A 19,057-nucleotide genomic window follows, 5' to 3' on the forward strand; every position below is an offset into this window, starting at 1 on the left:
AGGGTGATCGAGGGAAAGTCAGATCATTAAGATATATTTTTTTGGTCTGACTGCATGGCGGGCAATCGGTTTGTCGAGATGTCCGACCGCGCGGCAGCCGGACACCGCGCGTCAGAGCGACTTCCTGGCGCCGAGGCCCAGGAACGTGAACGGCGGCGCGGCCCGGAACTCGCCCGACACTTCCCCGCTGAAGGTATTGCGCTGGTCGCGACCGAGGTCCAGGCGCCTGACGGGCGCGCCGGCGGCGAAGTCGAGCTTCTTCAGGTCGACCCAGAACGTGTTCGGCGTCAGGGCCGACTCGAAGAAGTAGAGCCGGCGCTTGTGGTCGGCCACGGTGCGCCAGCGCGTCGACGAGATGTTCGGCTCGTTCTCGGTGCTGATCCCATACGGCACGGACACGTTGCGGATCACGCTGAAGACGCTGGCCAGCGCGATCGTCGGATCCTCGCTCTTCGGGATCGCGTTGACGTAGAACGCGGCGCGCGCGAAGCGGTCGGCCGCGCGATTGGTGCCCGGCAGCCAGGCCGTGCCGCCGATCCGCTGCCAGTAGGCGTTCAGCGCGAGCTGTTCGTCGAAGGTGGGCGAGTTCGTCATGACCTGGTACTGGCGGCCGTGGTGGATCACCTGCCTGCCGTCGATGTACTCGATGATGGCGCTGTCGCCGCTGGCATCCGACATCGACAGGTGCAGCGTGGCCAGCCGCTGTTCGCCGGGAACGCTGTCGGTGACGACGGTGAACGGCTCCTTGCCAAGCGCGTCCACGGCCTCGGCCACGGTCGCGAAGTTGTCGAGCACGTACTGCGCCCAGGCGGCGATGGTGAGCCCCGGCTTCGAGCGCGGGTCGAACGTCGGGTACTGCGATTCGACGAGCCAGAGCAGCTCGGCGGCGAGACCCTTTTCGTTCATGCCGTCGGTGGTGGCGACGTCGTAGGCGGTGGCCACCACGCTGCCGTACTTGGCGACCCATGTCAGCGAGTTCGGGCCGGCCTCGCCGTTGCGGGCGATGCCGCGCGGCAGGACGTAGAGATTGGTGGCGATGTCCTGTTTCCAGTCCATCGAGCGCGCCGTGATGACGTCGTCGTTGGCGCCCAGATAGACCACGCGCGTGCAGGCAAGCGCGGCGATCGGCATCGCGGCCAGCGCCGCCGCGGCGACGAGACAGGGCAAAACACTGCGAAGCGGGTGGCGCGTGGCATCTCCTGTTCTGTTCCTGGTGAAGCGTGTGAGGGCGGTTCGCACGCGTTCACGCGTCAGCCTTCGAAAGGCCGCCCGCCAGTATATTTCGCGCGAAACGGCGCCATGTGACGAATCTTCAAATCGATCCGCGGCATCGTGAACGCCGCCGCGAACGCCGCGCCTACAGCGCCGCCGGCAAGCGCTTCAAGGCCGCCTTCAGGATTTTGGCCAGCGCCTCGGGCTTGCCCAGCCGGCTCGTCGGGCCGGCCACCGAGATCGCGCCGCGCACCTGTCCCGCGTTGATCACCGGCACCGCCACGCAGGTCAGGCCGTCGATCAGTTCCTCGGCATCGAGTGCGTAGCCCTGCTTGCGGATCCGCGCCAGTTCCGCCTGCAGCCGCGCCGGGTCGACGATCGTGCGCGCCGTGTAGCGTTCGAGTCCGGCGTCGCAGACGCGCGCCAGCAGCGTCGCCTCGGCGGAAGCCAGCAGCATCTTGCCCGCGCCGGTCGCATGCAGCGGCCCGCGCCAGCCGTGCTCGGAGAACATGCGGATCGGATGCGGGGAGTCGACCTTCGCGAGATAGACGACGCGATCGCCGTCGAGCACGGCGAAGTGCGCCGTCTCGCCGGTCTCGCTCACCAGCTGATGCAGGAGCGGCGCGATCCGCTCGGCCAGCGCCGCCTCGGCGCCGGCACCGACGCCCTGAAACAGCCCCGCCAGCCGGAAGCTGAGCCGATAGGTCTTGTCGTCCTGAATGATCCACTCGCGTTGCGCGAGCGTCTTGAGCAGCCGGTAGACGGTCGCGCGCGGCAGCTCGAGCGACTGCGCCAGCTGGCTGACGCCGAGCGCCTGCTCCGAGCCGGCCAGCAACTCGACCAGGCGAATCGCGTGCTCGACGCTATTGACTGTCGCGATTTCCCCCATCACCTCTCTCCCGACGCTTGAACCAAGACGAACACGCGCCGCTTGCCCGGCATCGGGCAAGCTCGTATCATGTTCTTTATTGATACTAGCATGTTCACTATAGATACACAATGAATGCGCAAGGAGGCGACAATGAATGACTCGAACATCGCGGCACCGTGGATCGCGGCGGTGGTGCAGGGAACGCCGGTGCCCTTCGACCTGCGCCGGACGCTGGAAAAGGTCGACGACCTGGTGGCCACGGCCGTCGCTCGCGACGCGAGGCTGGTGGTGTTTCCGGAGGCGTTCGTGAGCGGCTATCCGAAGGGGCACGCGTTCGGCTCGTATGTCGGCGGACGCAGCGACGAAGGGCGGGACGCCTATCGCGAGTACTGGGAGGCGGCGATCGACGTGCCGGGGCCATGCGTGGACGAACTGGCCGCGATCGCCGCGCGCCACGGCGTGCATCTGGTGATCGGCGTGATCGAGCGCGAGGCGGGCACGCTCTATTGCTGCGTGCTGTTCTTCGGCCCGAACGGGGCCTACCTCGGCAAGCACCGCAAGCTGATGCCGACCGGCGCCGAACGTCTCGTCTGGGGCTATGGCGACGGCTCGACCATGCCGGTGTTCGACACCGCGCTGGGCAAGCTCGGCGCCGTGATCTGCTGGGAGAACTACATGCCGATGATGCGCACCGCGATGTATGCCAAGGGCATCCAGCTCTACTGCGCGCCCACGGCCGATTCCCGGCCGACGTGGGTCGCCTCGATGCAGCACGTTGCCGTGGAAGGCCGCTGCTACGTGCTCGCGAGCAACCAGTTCCTGCGGCGCGGCGATTTCCCCGAGGCCTACCCGAGCGTGCTCGGTGACGACCGTGAAGCGGTAGTGCAGGCGGGCGGAAGCTGCATCATCGACCCGTTCGGACGCATCCTGGCCGGCCCCGCGTTCGGCGAGGAAACCGTGCTGACGGCGGCCGTCGACCTGCGGGACATCGCGCGCGGCAAATTCGATTTCGACGTGACGGGCCATTACAGCCGCCCGGACATCTTCCGCCTGACGGTCGACGAGCGTCGCCAGGTGCCGGTGACGGTGATGTCCGCCGCGCGCGGGCCGGAAGCGGTTCAGGAGGCGCGCTCATGATCACGCAGGACGACATCCGCCTCGCCGCGCAGCGTATCGCGCCGTACCTTCGCACCACGCCCGTGATCCGGCTCGAAGCCGGCCGCCATGAGGTGCCCGGCGACACGTTCCTGAAGCTCGAATCGCTGCAGGTCACGGGTTCGTTCAAGCCGCGCGGCGCGTTCAACCGGCTGCTCGGCCAGCCGCTGCCGCCCGCGGGCGTGATCGCGGCGTCGGGCGGGAACCACGGCATCGCGGTGGCCTACGCGGCGCAGAAGCTCGGCGTGCGGGCCGAGATCCATGTGCCGAGCCTCGCGACCGCGCTCAAGCGCCGGATGCTGACCGATCTCGGCGCGCGGGTCGTGGTGTCCGGCGATACCTATGTCGAGGCGCTCGCGGCCAGCGAGGCGCGGGCCGCCGAAGCGGGCGCGCTGAACGTTCACGCGTTCGACCATCCCGCCACGCTGGCGGGGCAGGGCACGCTCGCGTTCGAACTCGAGGCGCAGCTGCCGGACCTCGACACGGTGCTGGTGGCGGTCGGCGGCGGCGGGTTCATCGGCGGCATCGCGGCGTGGTTCGCCGGACGCGTCAAGGTGGTGGCGGTCGAGCCCGAGCGCTGTCCGACGCTCCATCGCGCGTTGCGGGCGGGCGAGCCGGTCGACGTCGAGACGGGCGGCATCGCCGCCGATTCGCTCGGCTGCCGGCGCGTGGGCGGCGTGCCGTTCGCGGTGCTGCATCCGGCCGTGAGCGACGCGGTGCTGGTGACGGACGAGCAGATCCGCGAGGCGCAGCGCGGCCTGTGGGACACGCTCAGGATCGTCGCCGAGCCCGGCGGCGCGACCGCGTTCGCGGCCCTGGCGTCGGGCGCCTACCTGCGTTCGCCCGGCGAGCGGATCGCCGTGATCATCTGCGGCGGCAACGCCGATCCGGCCTCGTTCGCATGAGGCGCAGCAGGGCCGGAGTCGGCATGCGTCGGCGCCCGCCCTGAAGCAGGCGGGCGGGCGCCGCGCGCCTAGATATGCAGGAACGCCGCGATCGACACGCCCACGCCCGCCAGCCCCGCGAAGCCGACCAGCACGAACAGCCGCCGGCTGCCCGTCAGCGAGGTGATCGCCGCCAGCGAGATCGCCGCGCTGATCAGCGCGAGCGCCTGCCCGAACAGGTGCTGCGGGTGTTCCTTGCTCTCCGACTGGTGGTTCGCTTCCTCCACCTGCCGCTCGAGGTCCTTCGCCTTGTCCGAGATGTCCTTCTTGCGCGCGTTGTACTTGTCGATCTGCTCGCGGAAGTGCGCCTGCTTTTCCGGGCCGGCCAGCTCGGCCGCGACTTCCATCATGTGGCCTTTGTTCGACTGCGCCTGATAGAGGTTCCATTGGTCGCTGGCCTTGCTCTGCAGCAGCACGGCGTCGTTCTTGTACATCAGCGCCTGCGTCTGCAGCACGCCTTCCTCGTAGTGGAGCAGGCTGGCCAGCGCGGCGAGGATCGCGGTGAATACCGCGACCCAGCGCGAGAGCGGGTCGCCCGAGCGGGCGGCGTGTTCGACGGCGTGATCGTGGGGAGCGTGTTCGTGGGACATCGTGGGTGTCGGTGCTTCGTGTAAGCGATGAAAGCCTCGCGCGGCAGGCGCGAGCGGGTGGGGAGGAACGGGGAATTATGGCAGGCTCGTGTGTCGTCCCGCCACTCGCCAATAGCGGGAATCGCGGCCCGCATGGCCCGGCCGCCGCCGCGAAGGCAAGCGCAGGTTCCGGACGGTGGGGCGCACACGTTTGCCGTTACACTGGTGCCTGTCAGTCAGGGAACAGCGAGCGAGGAGAAAGCGATGTCTCAAGTATGCATGCGGATGCCGTCTCCGGTCGGCGAACTGACGCTGGTGGCGCGCGGCAGCAAGCTCGTCGCGATCCTCTGGGACAACGACCGGCCGACGCGCGTGAAGGTCGGCGCGATGCGCGACGACGACACGAATCCCACGCTCGTCGAGACGGCGCGCCAGCTGCGCGAATACTTCGCCGGCGAGCGCACCGTGTTCGAGATCGACCTCGAATTCCACGGCACCGAATTCCAGAAGCGCGTCTGGCATGCGCTGCTGACGATCCCGTTCGGCGAGACGCGCAGCTATCGCGACATCGCCGTGCAGATCGGCAACCATCGCGCCACGCGCGCGGTGGGCGCCGCCAACGGCCGCAATCCGCTGTCGATCGTCGCGCCGTGCCATCGCGTGATCGGCACCTCGGGCGACCTGACCGGCTTCGCCGGCGGCAAGGACCGCAAGGCCGCGCTGCTCGCGCTCGAAGCGAGTTCGCGGCAGCCGGCGCTGTTCTGAACGGCGGCGCGCCGGCCGCGAGGCGCGATTTCCTCTTCGTTTTTCTTCCCCGCTGCCTTCCTCATCTCACTCATACCAACAGAGAGAACCTCGATGCTTCCATCGAATTTCCGGAGCGCGCGGCCGACGCGCGCCGGCGCGGCTCGCGTGCTCGGTGTGCTGACGTTGCTGGCCGCGGCGCTGGCGAGCCGCCCCGCCAGTGCCGACACGCGCACGCTCTGCACGATCGTCGCCGACGCCACGCCGGGCCGCGCGGGCAGCGTGCTCACCGAACGCGGTGACGGCTGCGCGACGCGCGTGACCTCGGCCTCGACGTTCAAGATCGCGCTGAGCCTGATGGGTTTCGACGCCGGCGTGCTGGCCGACGAACACGCGCCCACGCTGCCGTTTCGCGCCGGCTACCCCGACTGGGGCGGCGACGCGTGGCGCCAGCCCACCGATCCGGCGCGCTGGATCCGCTATTCGGTGTTCTGGTATTCGCAGCAGATCACGCAGCGGCTCGGCCAGGCGCGCTTCGCGCGGTACACGAAGCGCTTCGGCTACGGCAACGCGGACGTGTCGCCCGGCCCCGGCGAATTCGCCGGCATGAAGGGCGCCTGGAACACCGGATCGCTGCGCATTGCGCCGCGCGAACAGATCACGTTCCTGCGCGCGATCGTGAACCGCACGCTGCCGGTGAGCGCGCACGCGTTCGAGATGACCGACCGGATCACGCTGATCGACACGCAGCCCGACGGCTGGATCGTGCACGGCAAGACCGGCACCGGCTCGCCGGGCAGCGACGGCCGCTTCGATCGCGCACATGCGTATGGGTGGTTCGTCGGCTGGGCGTCGCGCGGCGGCCGCAGCGTCGTGTTCGCGAACCTGATCCAGGACGACGCGCCGCACGACGTGAACGCCGGCCTGCGTTCGCGCGAAGCGCTGCTGGCTGAACTGCCCGCGCTGGCGGTGGCCGGAGCCCCCGCGCATTGAACGCCGGAAACGACGCGGCCGGAACGCGTCGATCGACACGCCCCGGCCGTGATTGCCGGATCGATGCTACATGGCCCTACACGCCGCGCGCCTCAGACGCCGTTCTTCGCGTACAGCACCGGCGTGTTGAGGTACAGCTTCGGATAGCCGGCCTTCAGCGCGGCCACCTTCGGCAGGTCGTTGATCACGATGTACGGGTATTCGGGGTGCCGCACCAGGAAATCCTGGTGATAGCCCTCGGCCGGATAGAAGCTCTTGTCGGCCTCGATCTTCGTGACGATCGGCGAGGAGAACACGTGGGCGTCGGTCAGCTGCGTGATGTAGGCGCCCGCGATCGCCTTCTGCTGCGCGTCGACGGGGAAGATCGCCGAGCGGTACTGCGTGCCGGTGTCGGGGCCCTGGCGGTTCAGTTCGGTCGGATCGTGCGCGACCGAGAAGAAGATCTGCAGCAGCCGGCCATAGGTGATCTGGGTCGGATCGTAGACCACGCGCACCGATTCCGCGTGGCCGGTGTCGCCCTCGCTGACGGTCTCGTACTGCGCCGTCGAGGCCGCGCCGCCCGCGTAGCCGGCGGCCACCTGCCTGACGCCGGCCACGTGCTCGAACACGCCCTGCACGCCCCAGAAGCAGCCGCCCGAGAACACGGCCGTCTCGGTGTGCGAGGCGCCGGGTTTTTCGTCGAGGGTGGGCGCGGGCAGCGGCTTGGCCGCCTCGGCGAGCGCGGCCGGCTGCCAGCCGAGCAGCACCGCGGCGACCGTGCCGAGCGCGGCGGCGCCGCCGGCCAGGCGCGTGATCAGGCGGGCCCGCGAGCCGCGGCGGCGGGGGGAGGTGGCAACGTCGTGTCGGATCGGGTTCATGGTGTGGGTTCCTTGCGCAAGTCGGATATCGGGTGGTGCGGTGTTCAACCGAACGTGAATGCGAACGCCTGCACGCCGGGGTCGAGGAATTCGATCGAGAACGTGTGATCGGCGATCGGGCCGCTCTGCCGGATCAGTTGATAGAGACGCTGGCCAATCACGGTGCCGGTGCCGTCGGCGCTCACGTCGGCGCCGTGCGAGGCGCCCGGCGCGGTGCCGTCCACCGTCACGCGGAACCGCACCGGCGCGCCGTTCCTGCCCGGGCCGAGCACCAGATGCAGGTCGCGCGCATGGAAGCGGTAGACGATCCGGCCGCCCGGCTTGGCGAGCGTGGCCTGCTCGTCGCCCACCTTCCAGCTGCCGGCCAGGCCCCAGTCGTCGAGGCCCGGTTGCGCGGGCGCCGCGTAGTCGTGCTCGCTGTCGTGCAGCTCGCCGCCCGGCGACGCGAAGTGCTCGGCGCGCGCGTAGCCTACGTAGGTTTCCGGCGAGCGCATGTCGGCGTTGTCCGCGGCGGCCTGGGCGCCGCTCGCCGCCGGGCCGTCGATGCCGACCGGCACCTGCGCCGCGTCGGGATGGCCGGCCTCGACGAGCAGCTGCTGGATCGCGCGTTCCGATTGCACATAGTCGCCCTCGCCGAAGTGGTGGTAGCGGACCCGGCCCTGCGCGTCGACGAAGTAGTGCGCTGGCCAGTATTCGTTGTTGAACGCGCGCCAGATCGAGTAGCCGTTGTCGATCGCCACCGGGTAGGTGACGCCGAGGTCACGGGTGGCCTTCTTCACGTTGCCGATGTCGCGTTCGAACGCGAATTCGGGCGCGTGGACGCCGATCACCACCAGGCCGTCGTTCCTGTACTTGCGCGCCCAGGCCTTCACGTAGGGCAGCGTGCGCAGGCAATTGATGCACGAGTAGGTCCAGAAGTCGATCAGCACCACCTTGCCGCGCAGCGAGGCGTTGGTGAGCGGCGGCGAATTGAGCCACTCGGTTGCGCCCGACAGCGGCGGCAGCGTGCCTTCCACGGGCAGCGCCGGGGCCGACACGCGCAGCATCGACGCGTCGTGGCGCGCGGCGCTGGTGGCCGCGGACATCATCGCGTTCGCGGCGGGGGCGTCGCTGTCGTGCTGCGCGCCGTCGGCGGCGGCGCGCATGGCGTCGCCCGAGGCCATCATCGAGGGGCCATTGCCGGCGGCTGCGTTGGTGCCCACGCCGTTGGCGGCGGCGCGCATGGCGTCGCCCGCGGCCATCATCGAGGGGCCATTGCCGGCGGCTGCGTCGTTGCCTGCGCCGTTGGCGGCGGCGCGCATCGCATCGCCCGCCGCCATCATCGCCGGACCATCGCCGGCCGCCGCGCTGGTTGCCGTCATGGCCGGGCCGTTCGCATCGGCCACGGCACTGCCCGCGGCGCCATGCATGGCGTTGCCGCGCGGCGCGAAGCGATCGACGAGCGATTGCTCGAGGCCGCCCGTGGCGATCGTCGAGACCTGCGTGAGCACGCCGGTGTCGAGGCCGAGCGCGATCGCGCCCACGCCGGCCAGCATCGCCGCGCCGAGCCCGCGGCGAATCCATTCGCCGGCGCCGAGCGAGCGCTTCATCGCCGCGAACAGCTTGCCGCCCACCAGCAGCGCGGCGGCCAGCGAGGTGGCCGCGCCGGCCGCGTAGGCCACCAGCAGCAGCGTGGTGCCCACGCTCGCGCCGCGCAGCGCGGCGCCGGTCAGCACGAGGCCGAGGATCGGGCCCGCGCACGGCGCCCACAGCAGGCCGGTGGCCACGCCGAGCAGCAGCGATGCGCCGATGCTGCTGCGGCCCTCGCCGTCGGCCGTCGAGGCCACGCCGGTCAGCCGGTTGCCGAGCGCCACCAGCGGGCGCGTCATGTGTTCGGCGAGGCTCGGGAACAGCAGCGTCAGGCCGAACACGCCGACCATCGCGATCGCGAGCCAGCGGCCGGCCTGATTGGCCTGCGCGATCCAGCCGCCGCCGACGGCGGCCAGTGTCGCCACGGCCGCGAACGTCACGGCCATGCCGGCCAGCAGCGGCAGGCCGTTGCGCACGAACGGGCGGTCCGCGCGGGCGAACACGAACGGCAGCACCGGCAGGATGCACGGGCTCACGATGGTGAGCACGCCGCCGAGATAAGCGAGGATCACGAGCAACATGGCGAAGTCCTTGTAGGAATTCCTGTAGGAAGACGGTGGGGCGGGTTCAGGCCGACGACGGGCGGAACGTCATCGCCGTGCCGTTCATGCAGTAGCGCAGCCCGGTCGGTTTCGGGCCGTCGTCGAAGACGTGGCCGAGATGGCCCGCGCAGCGGCGGCAGTGGACCTCGTCGCGGACCATGCCGAACGAGGTGTCGGTCGAGGTCACCACGGCGTGGTCGAGCGGCGCCCAGAAGCTCGGCCAGCCGGTGTGGCTGTCGAACTTGGTGGCCGACGAGAACAGCGGCAGCGCGCAGCCGGCGCAGGCGAAGGTGCCCGAGCGGTGTTCGTCGTTGAGCGGGTTGCTGTACGGGCGCTCGGTTCCCGCTTCGCGCAGGACCGTGTACTGTGCCGGCGTGAGGCGCTTGCGCCATTCGGCGTCGCTGAGCGTGAGTTCGGCCGGAGCGGCGGGCTTGGGCGGTTGTTGCGCGAACACGCCGTTGCGCGTGAGCGCGGCGACGGCGCCGGCGATCGCGGCGCCGGTGAGCAGGAAACGTCGGCGGCTGGTCATGGTGGACTCCTGTCGGACGGTGGGTGACTTGCCGCACAGCGTAAGGACCCCACGGTCGCGAAGTCCTCACGGAAAGTTAAAGTTTTCGTGATAACTCGGCGGCGAGCGGCCGGGCGACGGCGGTGCAACCGGCGCGAGGCACGGGCGCAACCGATGCCGCGCCGCCGCAAGCTCGCGCCGGAGCCACGTCGGGGCGACATGGGGCCACGCTGGCGCCAACCTGGAGCCACGCTGGAGCCACGCAGAAACCCCGCCGAAACATCACGAAATCGTGACGACTCGCCGCCGCGAATGCCCGACAATCGGGCCATGCCGAACGGTGCCGGCGCAGGCCGGCCCCGACCCTTCACTTCCCTTCACGCGTATGGATCCACTGAAACGCATCCTGATCGTCGAAGACGATGCCGACATCGCGAACGTGCTCGCGCTGCACCTGCGCGACGAGCGCTACGAGGTCGTCCACTGCGCGAACGGCGACGACGGCCTGCGGCGCCTGGAGCAGGGCAACTGGGACGCGCTGATCCTCGACCTGATGCTGCCCGGCGTGGACGGCCTCGAGATCTGCCGCCGCGCGCGGGCGATGGAGCGCTACACGCCGATCATCATCATCAGCGCGCGCTCGAGCGAGGTTCACCGGATCCTCGGCCTTGAACTCGGCGCCGACGATTATCTCGCCAAGCCGTTCTCGATGCTGGAGCTGGTGGCGCGCGTGAAGGCGCTGCTGCGGCGCGTCGAGGCGCTCTCGCGCGACACGCGCGCCGAGGCCGGGCGCGTGGACGTGGGCGGCCTGACGCTCGATCCGCTCACGCGCGAGGCGGCCGTGGACGGCGCCGCGATCGACCTGACGCCGCGCGAATTCGACCTGCTCTATCACTTCGCGCGCCATCCCGGCAAGGCGTTCTCGCGCACCGATCTGCTCAACGCCGTGTGGGGCTACCAGCACGAGGGCTACGAGCACACCGTGAACACCCACATCAACCGGCTGCGCGCCAAGATCGAGGCCGATCCAGCCCAGCCGGCGCGGATCCTGACCGTCTGGGGCCGCGGCTACAAGCTGGTCGCGCCGGGGCCGGCCGCCGACGCGGGCAGTCACGCATGATGCGCCGCCTGAGTCTCACCCAGCGCCTGTCGCTGGTGTTCTCGGTGCTGCTGCTGGCCTGCTGCGGCGCCTCGGCGTGGCTGCAGATCCGCTCCAGCGACATGCACGAGAAGGAGGTGGTGCAGCGGCTGTCGCGCGACCTGGCCGGCCACATCGCGCAGAGCACCATGCTGATGGACGACGACGGCCTGCGCCAGGACGCGGTGCGCCAGCTGTTCGGCCAGCTGATGGGCGTGAATCCGAGCGTCGAGGTCTACCTGCTCGACAACGAAGGGCGCATCCGCGGCGACGACGCGCCGCCGGGCCGGGTGCGCCGCGATCGCGTCGATCTCGCGCCGGTCAAGCGCTTCCTCGCCGGCCAGCCGCTGCCGATCCTCGGCGACGATCCGCGCAGCCTAGACGCGCGCAAGGTGTTCAGTGCCGCGCCGCTGCAGCTGCCGGGCCACGCGCCGTCGGGCTACATCTACGTGGTGCTGCTCGGCGAGGCGCACGACGAGCTGGCCGCGCGCGTGGCGGCCAGCACGGTGCTGCGCACCACGCTCTGGTCGATCGCGCTGGTGGCGCTGCTCGGGCTGCTGGCCGGCCTGACCGCGTTCGCGCTGATCACGCGGCCGCTGCGCCGCTTCTCCGACGCGATGCGCCGCTTCGATGCGAACGGCGAACCCGACGCGCAGCCGGCGCTGCCGCATTGGTCGGCGGCCGGCGCGCGCGACGAGATCGCCGTGCTCGAAACCACCTTCGAGCAGATGGCCGCGCGCATCGGCGAGCAGTGGCGCGCGCTCAAGCATCAGGACCGCCAGCGCCGCGAGCTGATCGCGAACCTCTCGCACGACCTGCGCACGCCGCTGACCTCGCTGCACGGCTACCTGGAGACGCTCGCGCTGAAGGGCGCCACGCTCACGCCGGACGAGCGCGAGCGCTACCTGTCGATCGCGCTCGCGCAGAGCGGCAAGGTGGGGCGGCTCGCGCGCGCGCTGTTCGAGCTGGCCCGGCTCGAATCGGGGCTGGTGCAGCCGGCGCTCGAGGACGGCTCGCTCGTCGATCTGGTGCAGGACGTGCTGGCCAAGTTCGAGCTGACGGCCAAGGCGCGCGAGGTCACGCTCGACGCGCGGATCGAGCCGCGCCTGCCGAACGTGCATGCCGATTTCGGCATGATCGAGCGCGTGCTGACCAATCTGCTCGACAATGCGCTGCGCCACGCGCCGGAAGGCGGCCATGTGGCGGTGGAGCTGGCCGCGCACGACGGCGCGGTCGGCGTGACGGTGCGCGACACCGGGCCCGGCGTGCCGGCGGCGCTGCGCGAGCGGCTGTTCCGGCGCTCGGTGGGGGCGTCGGTGAGCAGCTCGGACGGCGCGCCGGGCGCGGGCGAGGCGCATCGCGGCGGGCTCGGTTTGTTGCTCGTGCAACGGATGCTGCAGCTGCACGACAGCGAGGCGCGGCTGGTCGACGATCCGCGCGGCGGGGCCGTGTTCACGTTCGCGCTGCGGGCGGTGGGCGCGGCCGCGCGCTAGCGATGGCGCCGGCGGCCGCCGGCATCTCAACCTGGAAAACGGAACGAACACGAGCGTGGAGCAAGACAACCCGGGGCTGATTCTCGATCGGCATGGCGTGCCGCGCTGCTACTGGCAGCCGGACATGCCCGACTATCACGACGCCGAATGGGGCGTGCCGGTGGACGACGAACGGCGGCTGTTCGAGAAGATCTGCCTGGAAGGCTTCCAGTCCGGCATGGCCTGGATCACGATCCTGCGCAAGCGCGAGAACTTCCGCGCGGCGTTCGACGATTTCGATTTCCGGCGCATCGCCGAATACGGCGAGCCCGACATCGAGCGCCTGATGGCCGATGCCGGCATCGTGCGCAATCGCGCCAAGATCCGCTCGGTGATCAACAACGCGCGCCGCGCGATCGAGGCGGTGGAGGCGTTCGGTTCGCTGGGCGGCTGGCTCTGGCAATACGAGCCGAAGCCGGGCGCGCGGCCCGCCTCGATCGATCTCGACTACTGGAAGGGCAACCCGACCTCGCCCGAATCGCATGCGCTGTCGGCGGCGATGAAGCGGCGCGGCTGGACCTTCGTCGGGCCGACCAACATCCATGCGCTGATGCAGGCGGTCGGCATGATCAACGATCACCTGACGGGCTGCGCCTGCCGCGAGACGGTGGAACTCGCGCGCCGGCGCTTCCGGCGGCCGGCCTGCCGCTGAGCTGGTTGGCCTGGATGCTGGAAGCTGCTTCGGTCAGCTGGCCGCCTCGCGCAGCTCGGCGAGCGAGTGCCGCTGGCGACCACCGGCGTCGAAGTTCTCCGGCGCGAGCCAGCGGTCGAAGGCCTGCTTCACGCGCGGCCATTCGCTGTCGATGATCGAATACCAGGCGGTGTCGCGCGAGCGGCCCTTGTAGACGATCGCCTGCCGGAAGATCCCTTCGAAGCTGAAGCCGAGCCGCTCGGCGGCGCGCCGCGACGGCGCGTTCAGGCTGTCGCATTTCCATTCGTAGCGGCGATAGCCGAGCGTGTCGAACGCATAGGCCATCAGCAGATACTGCGCCTCGGTGGACAGCGGCGTGCGCTTCAGGTCCGGCGAGAACGTCACGCTGCCCACCTCGATCACGCCGTGCGCGGGATCCTGCCGCATCAGCGCGAGCGTGCCGACCGCGCGGCCGGTGGCGCGGTCGATCACGGCGTAATGGCGCGGATCGGTGCTGCGCGCGGCGCTCTCGGCAAAGCTGCGATAGGCCTCGACGCTCGCGAACTGGCCGACGAACAGGTAGGTCCAGTCGCGGCCGTCCGGCGCGCCGAGGTAGGCGGCGGCCAGATCGTCGGCATGGCGCGCCGCGTCGAGCGGTTCGAGCCGGCAGCAGCGGCCTTCGAGCGTGACGGCGGCGGGCAGCGCGCGTGCGGTCCAGCCTTCGACGGCCGGGCCGATCGGCTGGCCGTGTTCGTTGGTGCGGGTGGACATCGTTTCCTCGGCGAGTAACAAAAAGATGCGCTCACTGTAGTGGCGTCGTGGCTCCAGGGGAAGAACCACTCGCGGCGGGAACGATGGTGCCACGCACGCGCGGCGGGTGGCCTGCGGGCGCGGCGGCCCGTCGGTCATCAGGCCATCAGGCCGGGTCCGGCCCGGTCAGGCCGCTTCGGCGAGGATCTGCCGGATCGCGCGCTCGAACGCCTCGGCGGGCTGGCCGCCCGTCACCAGATAGCGCTCGTTGAAGATGATCGACGGCACCGAGCTGATGCCGAGCGCCTGCGATTCGCGCTCGGCCGCGCGCACCTCGTCGGCGTAGGCGCCGCTCGCCAGCACCTCGCGCGCGCGTTCGGCGTCGAGCCCGACGGCCTGCGCGGCGGCGGCCAGCACCTCCGGATCGTCGGTGCGCTTGCCTTCGCCGTGGTAGGCGCGCAGCAGTTCGAGCTTGAGCGGCAGCTGCTTGCCTTCGAGGCCGGCCCAGTGCAGCAGGCGATGCGCGTCGAAGGTGTTGTAGATCGCGTCGCGCTTGCCGAACGTGAAGCCCACGCTCGCGCCGCGCTCGCGGATCATGGCCTGCGATTCGGCGATCTGCTCGGGCGTGCGGCCGTATTTCTTGCCGATGTGTTCGACGATCGATTCGCCCTCCGGCCCCATGTTCGGATTCAGTTCGAACGGATGCACGCGGATCTGCACGTCGGCCTCGTCGCCCACGCGCTCGAGCGCGATCAGCAGCGAGGACAGGCCGACCGCGCACCACGGGCACGCGATGTCGGACACGAAATCGATGGTCAACGGTTGAGACATGATCAAAATCATGGCGGAATGCGAGAGGCGGACAGGGTAGCGCGAATCGCGCGAGCCTGCTGGCGGCGGCCTGGGCGCGGCCATGCCGTGCTGGCCGCCCACTATCTGGGCCGCGCCGCCCGCGTTTTGCGTTTCGCGGCGCGACCGTGTATCAGAGCGGAACGGCGGCCGCCGCAGCGACGCGGCGGCCGGCCACGAACCGTCACCCCCGACCGACAACCGATGACCGATACGACCGTTTCCTCCGATCCGACCCGACCCGCCGGCGCGCCGGCCGCCACGCTGCTGGTCGATGCCCGCCACGTGCTCGGCGAATGCGCGACCTGGTGCGGGCTCGCCCAGGCGTTCTACTGGACCGACATCGAGGGCGCGCGGCTCTGGCGCCACCGCCCCGGCGCGACGCCCGAGACCGAAAGCTGGCCGATGCCCGAGCGGCTCGGCTGTTTCGCGCTGACCGACGAGCGCGACGTGCTGGTGGTCGGGCTCGCGTCGCATCTGGCGCTGTTCGACCTGCGCGACGGCCGCTTCGAGCGCATCGTCGAGGTCGAGCCGGACCAGCGCTCGCGCCTGAACGACGGGCGCTGCGATCGCGCCGGCAATCTGGTGTTCGGCATGAAGGACGAAAACGATCCGCTGCAGGCCGCAACGGGCTTCTACCGGCTCAATGCCGACCGTTCGCTCGAACGGCTCGCGCTGCCGCCCGCGGCGATCGCCAACAGCATCGCGTTCTCGCCCGACGGCACGCGCATGTACTTCTGCGACACGCTCACGCGACAGATCATGGTGTGCGATTACCGCGCCGACGGCCCGGTCGCGAACGTGCGGCCGTTCGTGGCGCTGACCGACGCGACGGGTGGCCCGGACGGCTCGACCGTCGATGCCGACGGCGGCCTCTGGAACGCGCAGTGGGGCGGCGCGCGCGTGGTGCGCTACGACGCGAACGGCGTGGAGACGGACCGCATCGCGATCCCCACCGCGCAGCCGAGCTGCCCGTCGTTCGGCCCCGCGCCCGAGCGCGCCGGCGAGCCGGCCGACGGCACCGAGGGCTGGCGCACGCTCTACGTGACGAGTGCGCGCGAGGGCCTCGACGGTGACGCGCTCGCCGCCGATCCGCACGCGGGCGGCGTGTTCGTCGCGGCCACGGCCTATCGCGGGCTGCCGGAAGCGCGCTTTCCGCTGCGTGGCGCGCGCTGAGCCAGGCGCGGCCGGTGACCTGACAGGCGGACACGAGCCGCGCCCGCGCCGGTTCTCCGCCTCCGCGATCTACGTTTGTCGCCGCGCCGCTGCGAGCCGCTGGCGCAGCAGCGGCAGCGCCACGTCGGTCCAGAACGCCGGCGAAACCATGCCGCTCGACATCCCGCCATGCGCGAACGCCGGCACGTGAACGGGCTCCTGCCGCGACAGCGGCTGCCCGGTCAGTTCGGCATAGACCGAGGCGATGGATGCCTCGAGCGCATCGTCCGATGCCGGCAGCGGCGTGCCGGCCAGCCGCGCGCGCAGCGCTTCCCACAGATACGGATCGCCACGCAGCCCCCATTGCGCGGGCGGCGGCGCGAACAGCGCGGCGAGATCGCCATGCGTGGTTGCGTGCGCAACCAGATCCTCGCGCGTATCGACGTCGCGCAGCACGCCGGGATCATCGACCTCGATGCGCGCGACCGGATGCGCGCCGAGCAGCGCGCGCGCGCCGGCATCGCCGTCGAGCGCGGCGAGCGCCTCGCCATGCACGGCGGCGAAGCCGACCGGATGGCCACGCCGGCCGCCGTGATGCGGGGCCGCGATGCTGGCTTGGCCGGACGTGATGGCCTGCGCCACGGCACGGATCGCGGCCGGGTCGATCCACGGCATGTCGCCGAGCGCGACCAGCCAGCCGCCCGCGTCGCGCGAGGCGCGCACGGCGGCGGCCAGGCTCGCGCCCATGCCCTGTTTCGCCTCCTCGGCCACCAGCACGCGGCAGCCCGCTTCGGTCAGATACGCCGCGAGCCGATCGGCGCCGGGCCGCACCACGGCGTGAACTTCCGGCGTCACGGCGAGCAGGCGCCGCGCGGCGGCCACCGCCACCGGCGTGCCGTCGGGCAGCGCGGCGAGCAGCTTGCTGTCGCGGCCGCTCGGATCGAAGCGGGTACCGAGGCCGGCGGCGAGCAGCACGCCGACGAGCGCGGGGGAACGGGCGGGATCGGACATCGGAGGCATCGGGAGCGGAAGGTGAGGGCGATTGTGCGATCGGCCGAGGCGAATCGCAAGCGAGGCAGCGGAGCGGGACGAGCAATGCAGGAGCGAGCGATGGACCCCGCGTCGGCTCAACCGCCGTCGGCCTCGCCGCGCGCATAGCGCGCGAGGAACAGGTCCGCCGCCGATTCCGCGAGCCGCGTGCGCGCCTCGCCGTCCACGGCCGGCTGCCCCATCGCCACCTGCGGCCAGAACGCGAACGATTTCACGAGCCCCTGCAACTGCTGCGCGGCGAACGGCGGATCGTCGGTGGCGAGGCGCCCGGCGGCGGCGGCCTCGCGAATCCACACGGTCAGGTCTTCCTCGCGCTCGCCAAGCCGCGCCACCATCTCCCTCGCCCGTTCGGGCGAATGCATCGCGGCCGCGATCGCGATCCGCACCAGCGCCAGGAACGTCTCGTCGCTGAGCAGCCGCAGCTTGCGCAGCAGCAGCTCGATCAACTGGCCGCGCAGCGGCGCGTCGGGCCGGTAGGCGGGCGCGTCGCCGGCGCGCGTCGAATCCCACAGCCGCTGCAGGATCGCCGCGAACAGCGCCTCCTTGCTCGGGAAGTGGTTGTAGACGGTCCGCTTCGACACCTGCGCGCTGGCCGCGATGCGGTCCATGCTGGTCGCGTCGTAGCCGGCCGACAGGAATTCGTCGATCGCCGCGCCGACGATCGCCGCGCGTTTCCGGTCGGTCAGCCGGGTGGGGGGAGCGTGGGAGTCCATTGGCGAATTTTACACCGCGCAGTTTACTTTTCTCGAAAACAAACTACACTAGCAAGTCTACTTTTTTGTATCGGACCGACTCGATGACCTCCCCGACCCGCTGGTTCAGCCGCATGCTCGGCACGGCCGCCGCGCGACGCTCGCAGGCGTGGGCGGCGGCGTCGCCGCAGCACGACGGCGAGCGCTTCCGCAACGTGCGGCCGCGCCCGGCGGAAGGGGCCGGCAAGATGCTGTCGATCGCCTGGAACGTGCTCGTCAACAAGCCGGGCGGCACGGCGCCGGCCGCCGCGCTGCCGGTGGACGCGCTGACGCGCGCCGAACTCGAGGCCGCGCCCGATCGCAGCCTGTTCCGGCTCGGCCACTCCACCATGCTGCTGAAGCTGCGCGGCCGCTTCTGGCTGACCGATCCGGTGTTCGCCGAGCGCGCCTCGCCGTTCCGGCGCTTCGGCCCGAAGCGCTTCCATGCGCCGCCGATCGCGCTGGCGGACCTGCCGCCGCTGGCCGGCGTGATCCTCTCGCACGATCACTACGATCACCTCGACCGCGAGACGGTGCTCGCGCTCGCGGCCACCACCGATGTGTTCCTGACGCCGCTCGGCGTCGGCGAGCGGCTGATCGAATGGGGCATCGACGCGGCGAAGGTGCGCCAGTTCGACTGGTGGCAGGGCACCGAACTCGACGGCATCGCGTTCACGGCCACGCCCGCGCAGCATTTCTCGGGGCGCAGCCTGTTCGACGGCGATCGCACGCTGTGGGCGTCGTGGACCATCGTCGACGGCGACCTGCGCGTGTTCTTCAGCGGCGACACCGGCTATTTCGACGGCTTCCGCGAGATCGGCGAGCGCCTCGGCCCGTTCGACGTGACGCTGCTGGAGACGGGGGCCTACGACGCGCAATGGCCCTACGTCCACATGCAGCCCGAGCAGACCGTACAGGCCCACGTGGACCTGCGTGGCCGCTGGCTCGTGCCGGTCCACAACGGCACGTTCGATCTGGCGATGCACCGCTGGCAGGAGCCGTTCGAGCGCGTGTTCGGGCTCACCGCCGCGCGCGGAATTCCGCTCGCCACGCCGCGCATGGGCGAGCGGCTCGATCTGCAGGCGCCGCATCGCGGCGAGCGCTGGTGGCGCGCCGTGGCCGATGCGCCGGTGAAGCCCGCGCGCCAGCGCGGCTGGCGCTGCGGCCGCGAGGATGCGTCGGGGGCCTGAGGCTGTC

17 protein-coding genes and 2 pseudogenes are annotated in these 19,057 nt (G+C 70.7%); 9 read left to right on the forward strand and 10 right to left on the reverse strand.

Annotated features, from left to right (window positions below; genetic code table 11):
- Positions 1-111: 111 nt before the first annotated feature.
- Both BpN12_RS04015 and BpN12_RS04020 read right to left on the reverse strand, forming a co-directional pair.
- The gene (locus BpN12_RS04015) at positions 112-1,131 is read right to left on the reverse strand and encodes a linear amide C-N hydrolase (protein ID WP_246794617.1); all 1,020 of its coding nucleotides are present in this window, start codon (positions 1,129-1,131) and stop codon (positions 112-114) included.
- 226 nt (positions 1,132-1,357) lie between these two features.
- On the reverse strand, positions 1,358-2,101 hold the full coding sequence (locus BpN12_RS04020) for an IclR family transcriptional regulator (protein WP_246794023.1): 744 nt from the start codon (positions 2,099-2,101) through the stop codon (positions 1,358-1,360).
- 132 nt (positions 2,102-2,233) lie between these two features.
- Between BpN12_RS04020 and BpN12_RS04025 the strand changes: the two genes are divergently transcribed.
- Positions 2,234-3,220 carry a nitrilase-related carbon-nitrogen hydrolase gene (locus BpN12_RS04025; RefSeq protein ID WP_246794024.1) on the forward strand — a complete coding sequence of 329 codons (987 nt, stop codon included), beginning with the start codon at positions 2,234-2,236 and terminating at the stop codon, positions 3,218-3,220.
- The gene (locus BpN12_RS04030; protein WP_246794025.1) at positions 3,217-4,143 is read left to right on the forward strand and encodes a threonine/serine dehydratase; all 927 of its coding nucleotides are present in this window, start codon (positions 3,217-3,219) and stop codon (positions 4,141-4,143) included. Before BpN12_RS04025 ends, BpN12_RS04030 begins: the two co-directional genes overlap by 4 nt.
- 68 nt (positions 4,144-4,211) lie before the next feature.
- Here the strand turns inward: BpN12_RS04030 and BpN12_RS04035 are convergent, their stop codons facing one another.
- Entirely contained in the window at positions 4,212-4,772 is a 561-nt protein-coding gene (locus BpN12_RS04035; RefSeq protein ID WP_246794026.1) for a DUF4337 domain-containing protein, read from the reverse strand.
- Between the two features lie 243 nt (positions 4,773-5,015).
- Between BpN12_RS04035 and BpN12_RS04040 the strand changes: the two genes are divergently transcribed.
- On the forward strand, positions 5,016-5,516 hold the full coding sequence (locus BpN12_RS04040) for a methylated-DNA--[protein]-cysteine S-methyltransferase (protein ID WP_246794027.1): 501 nt from the start codon (positions 5,016-5,018) through the stop codon (positions 5,514-5,516).
- A 93-nt stretch (positions 5,517-5,609) separates the two neighbouring features.
- The gene (gene blaOXA, locus BpN12_RS04045) at positions 5,610-6,488 is read left to right on the forward strand and encodes a class D beta-lactamase (protein ID WP_246794028.1); all 879 of its coding nucleotides are present in this window, start codon (positions 5,610-5,612) and stop codon (positions 6,486-6,488) included.
- Positions 6,489-6,580: 92 nt separating this feature from the next.
- On the opposite strand, the gene msrA is transcribed toward blaOXA, so the two are convergent.
- Genes msrA through msrB form a run of 3 tightly spaced genes read right to left on the reverse strand, consistent with a single transcriptional unit; the run spans position 6,581 to position 10,045 of the window.
- Positions 6,581-7,345, reverse strand: a complete 765-nt coding sequence (msrA, locus tag BpN12_RS04050) for a peptide-methionine (S)-S-oxide reductase MsrA (protein WP_246794029.1) — start codon at positions 7,343-7,345, stop codon at positions 6,581-6,583.
- A 44-nt stretch (positions 7,346-7,389) separates the two neighbouring features.
- Complete coding sequence (locus BpN12_RS04055; RefSeq protein WP_246794030.1) at positions 7,390-9,495, reverse strand: cytochrome c biogenesis protein DipZ; 2,106 nt, start codon at positions 9,493-9,495, stop codon at positions 7,390-7,392.
- Between the two features lie 46 nt (positions 9,496-9,541).
- Positions 9,542-10,045, reverse strand: coding sequence for a peptide-methionine (R)-S-oxide reductase MsrB (gene msrB, locus BpN12_RS04060; protein WP_246794031.1), 504 nt, complete (start codon positions 10,043-10,045; stop codon positions 9,542-9,544).
- Between the two features lie 364 nt (positions 10,046-10,409).
- On the opposite strand from msrB, the gene BpN12_RS04065 reads away from it, so the two are divergent.
- Genes BpN12_RS04065 through BpN12_RS04075 form a run of 3 tightly spaced genes read left to right on the forward strand, consistent with a single transcriptional unit; the run spans position 10,410 to position 13,346 of the window.
- On the forward strand, positions 10,410-11,144 hold the full coding sequence (locus tag BpN12_RS04065; RefSeq protein ID WP_198254470.1) for a response regulator transcription factor: 735 nt from the start codon (positions 10,410-10,412) through the stop codon (positions 11,142-11,144).
- Positions 11,144-12,655 (forward strand): sensor histidine kinase, encoded by a 1,512-nt coding sequence (locus BpN12_RS04070; RefSeq protein ID WP_246794618.1) that lies wholly within the window; start codon positions 11,144-11,146, stop codon positions 12,653-12,655. Before BpN12_RS04065 ends, BpN12_RS04070 begins: the two co-directional genes overlap by 1 nt.
- 55 nt (positions 12,656-12,710) lie before the next feature.
- Positions 12,711-13,346 carry a DNA-3-methyladenine glycosylase I gene (locus tag BpN12_RS04075; RefSeq protein WP_246794032.1) on the forward strand — a complete coding sequence of 212 codons (636 nt, stop codon included), beginning with the start codon at positions 12,711-12,713 and terminating at the stop codon, positions 13,344-13,346.
- A gap of 42 nt (positions 13,347-13,388) precedes the next feature.
- On the opposite strand, the pseudogene BpN12_RS04080 reads toward BpN12_RS04075, so the two are convergent.
- Together BpN12_RS04080 and BpN12_RS04085 are read right to left on the reverse strand one after the other, a co-directional pair.
- A pseudogene (locus BpN12_RS04080) lies at positions 13,389-14,096 on the reverse strand (GNAT family N-acetyltransferase); the annotation flags it as partial.
- A 165-nt stretch (positions 14,097-14,261) separates the two neighbouring features.
- A complete protein-coding gene (locus tag BpN12_RS04085; RefSeq protein ID WP_246794034.1) occupies positions 14,262-14,906 on the reverse strand; it encodes a DsbA family oxidoreductase in 645 nt (214 codons plus the stop codon).
- A 222-nt stretch (positions 14,907-15,128) separates the two neighbouring features.
- Here BpN12_RS04085 and BpN12_RS04090 point away from each other — a divergent pair, with 222 nt between their 5' ends.
- Entirely contained in the window at positions 15,129-16,100 is a 972-nt protein-coding gene (locus tag BpN12_RS04090) for an SMP-30/gluconolactonase/LRE family protein (protein ID WP_246794035.1), read from the forward strand.
- A gap of 396 nt (positions 16,101-16,496) precedes the next feature.
- Here BpN12_RS04090 and BpN12_RS04095 read toward each other — a convergent pair.
- Together BpN12_RS04095 and BpN12_RS04100 are read right to left on the reverse strand one after the other, a co-directional pair.
- Positions 16,497-17,090 (reverse strand): annotated as a pseudogene (locus BpN12_RS04095) (nucleotidyltransferase family protein); the annotation flags it as partial.
- Between the two features lie 116 nt (positions 17,091-17,206).
- Entirely contained in the window at positions 17,207-17,842 is a 636-nt protein-coding gene (locus BpN12_RS04100; protein ID WP_246794036.1) for a TetR/AcrR family transcriptional regulator, read from the reverse strand.
- A gap of 83 nt (positions 17,843-17,925) precedes the next feature.
- On the opposite strand from BpN12_RS04100, the gene BpN12_RS04105 reads away from it, so the two are divergent.
- Entirely contained in the window at positions 17,926-19,050 is a 1,125-nt protein-coding gene (locus tag BpN12_RS04105; protein ID WP_246794037.1) for an MBL fold metallo-hydrolase, read from the forward strand.
- Positions 19,051-19,057 lie beyond the last annotated feature (7 nt).

It is taken from the genome of Burkholderia perseverans, from assembly GCF_022870505.1.
GTDB classification, from domain to species: Bacteria; Pseudomonadota; Gammaproteobacteria; order Burkholderiales; family Burkholderiaceae; genus Burkholderia; species Burkholderia plantarii.

Bases quoted from the DNA above. Each gene is read 5' to 3' on its own strand.
- BpN12_RS04070 (WP_246794618.1), top strand. From the start codon at position 11,144: ATGCGCCGCCTGAGTCTCACCCAGCGCCTGTCGCTGGTGTTCTCGGTG.
- BpN12_RS04085 (WP_246794034.1), bottom strand. From the start codon at position 14,906: ATGTCTCAACCGTTGACCATCGATTTCGTGTCCGACATCGCGTGCCCG.
- BpN12_RS04055 (WP_246794030.1), bottom strand. From the start codon at position 9,495: ATGTTGCTCGTGATCCTCGCTTATCTCGGCGGCGTGCTCACCATCGTG.
- BpN12_RS04025 (WP_246794024.1), top strand. From the start codon at position 2,234: ATGAATGACTCGAACATCGCGGCACCGTGGATCGCGGCGGTGGTGCAG.
- BpN12_RS04100 (WP_246794036.1), bottom strand. From the start codon at position 17,842: ATGGACTCCCACGCTCCCCCCACCCGGCTGACCGACCGGAAACGCGCG.
- BpN12_RS04105 (WP_246794037.1), top strand. From the start codon at position 17,926: ATGACCTCCCCGACCCGCTGGTTCAGCCGCATGCTCGGCACGGCCGCC.
- BpN12_RS04040 (WP_246794027.1), top strand. From the start codon at position 5,016: ATGTCTCAAGTATGCATGCGGATGCCGTCTCCGGTCGGCGAACTGACG.
- msrA (WP_246794029.1), bottom strand. From the start codon at position 7,345: ATGAACCCGATCCGACACGACGTTGCCACCTCCCCCCGCCGCCGCGGC.
- BpN12_RS04090 (WP_246794035.1), top strand. From the start codon at position 15,129: ATGACCGATACGACCGTTTCCTCCGATCCGACCCGACCCGCCGGCGCG.
- BpN12_RS04020 (WP_246794023.1), bottom strand. From the start codon at position 2,101: ATGGGGGAAATCGCGACAGTCAATAGCGTCGAGCACGCGATTCGCCTG.
- msrB (WP_246794031.1), bottom strand. From the start codon at position 10,045: ATGACCAGCCGCCGACGTTTCCTGCTCACCGGCGCCGCGATCGCCGGC.
- BpN12_RS04015 (WP_246794617.1), bottom strand. From the start codon at position 1,131: ATGCCGATCGCCGCGCTTGCCTGCACGCGCGTGGTCTATCTGGGCGCC.
- blaOXA (WP_246794028.1), top strand. From the start codon at position 5,610: ATGCTTCCATCGAATTTCCGGAGCGCGCGGCCGACGCGCGCCGGCGCG.
- BpN12_RS04065 (WP_198254470.1), top strand. From the start codon at position 10,410: ATGGATCCACTGAAACGCATCCTGATCGTCGAAGACGATGCCGACATC.
- BpN12_RS04035 (WP_246794026.1), bottom strand. From the start codon at position 4,772: ATGTCCCACGAACACGCTCCCCACGATCACGCCGTCGAACACGCCGCC.
- BpN12_RS04030 (WP_246794025.1), top strand. From the start codon at position 3,217: ATGATCACGCAGGACGACATCCGCCTCGCCGCGCAGCGTATCGCGCCG.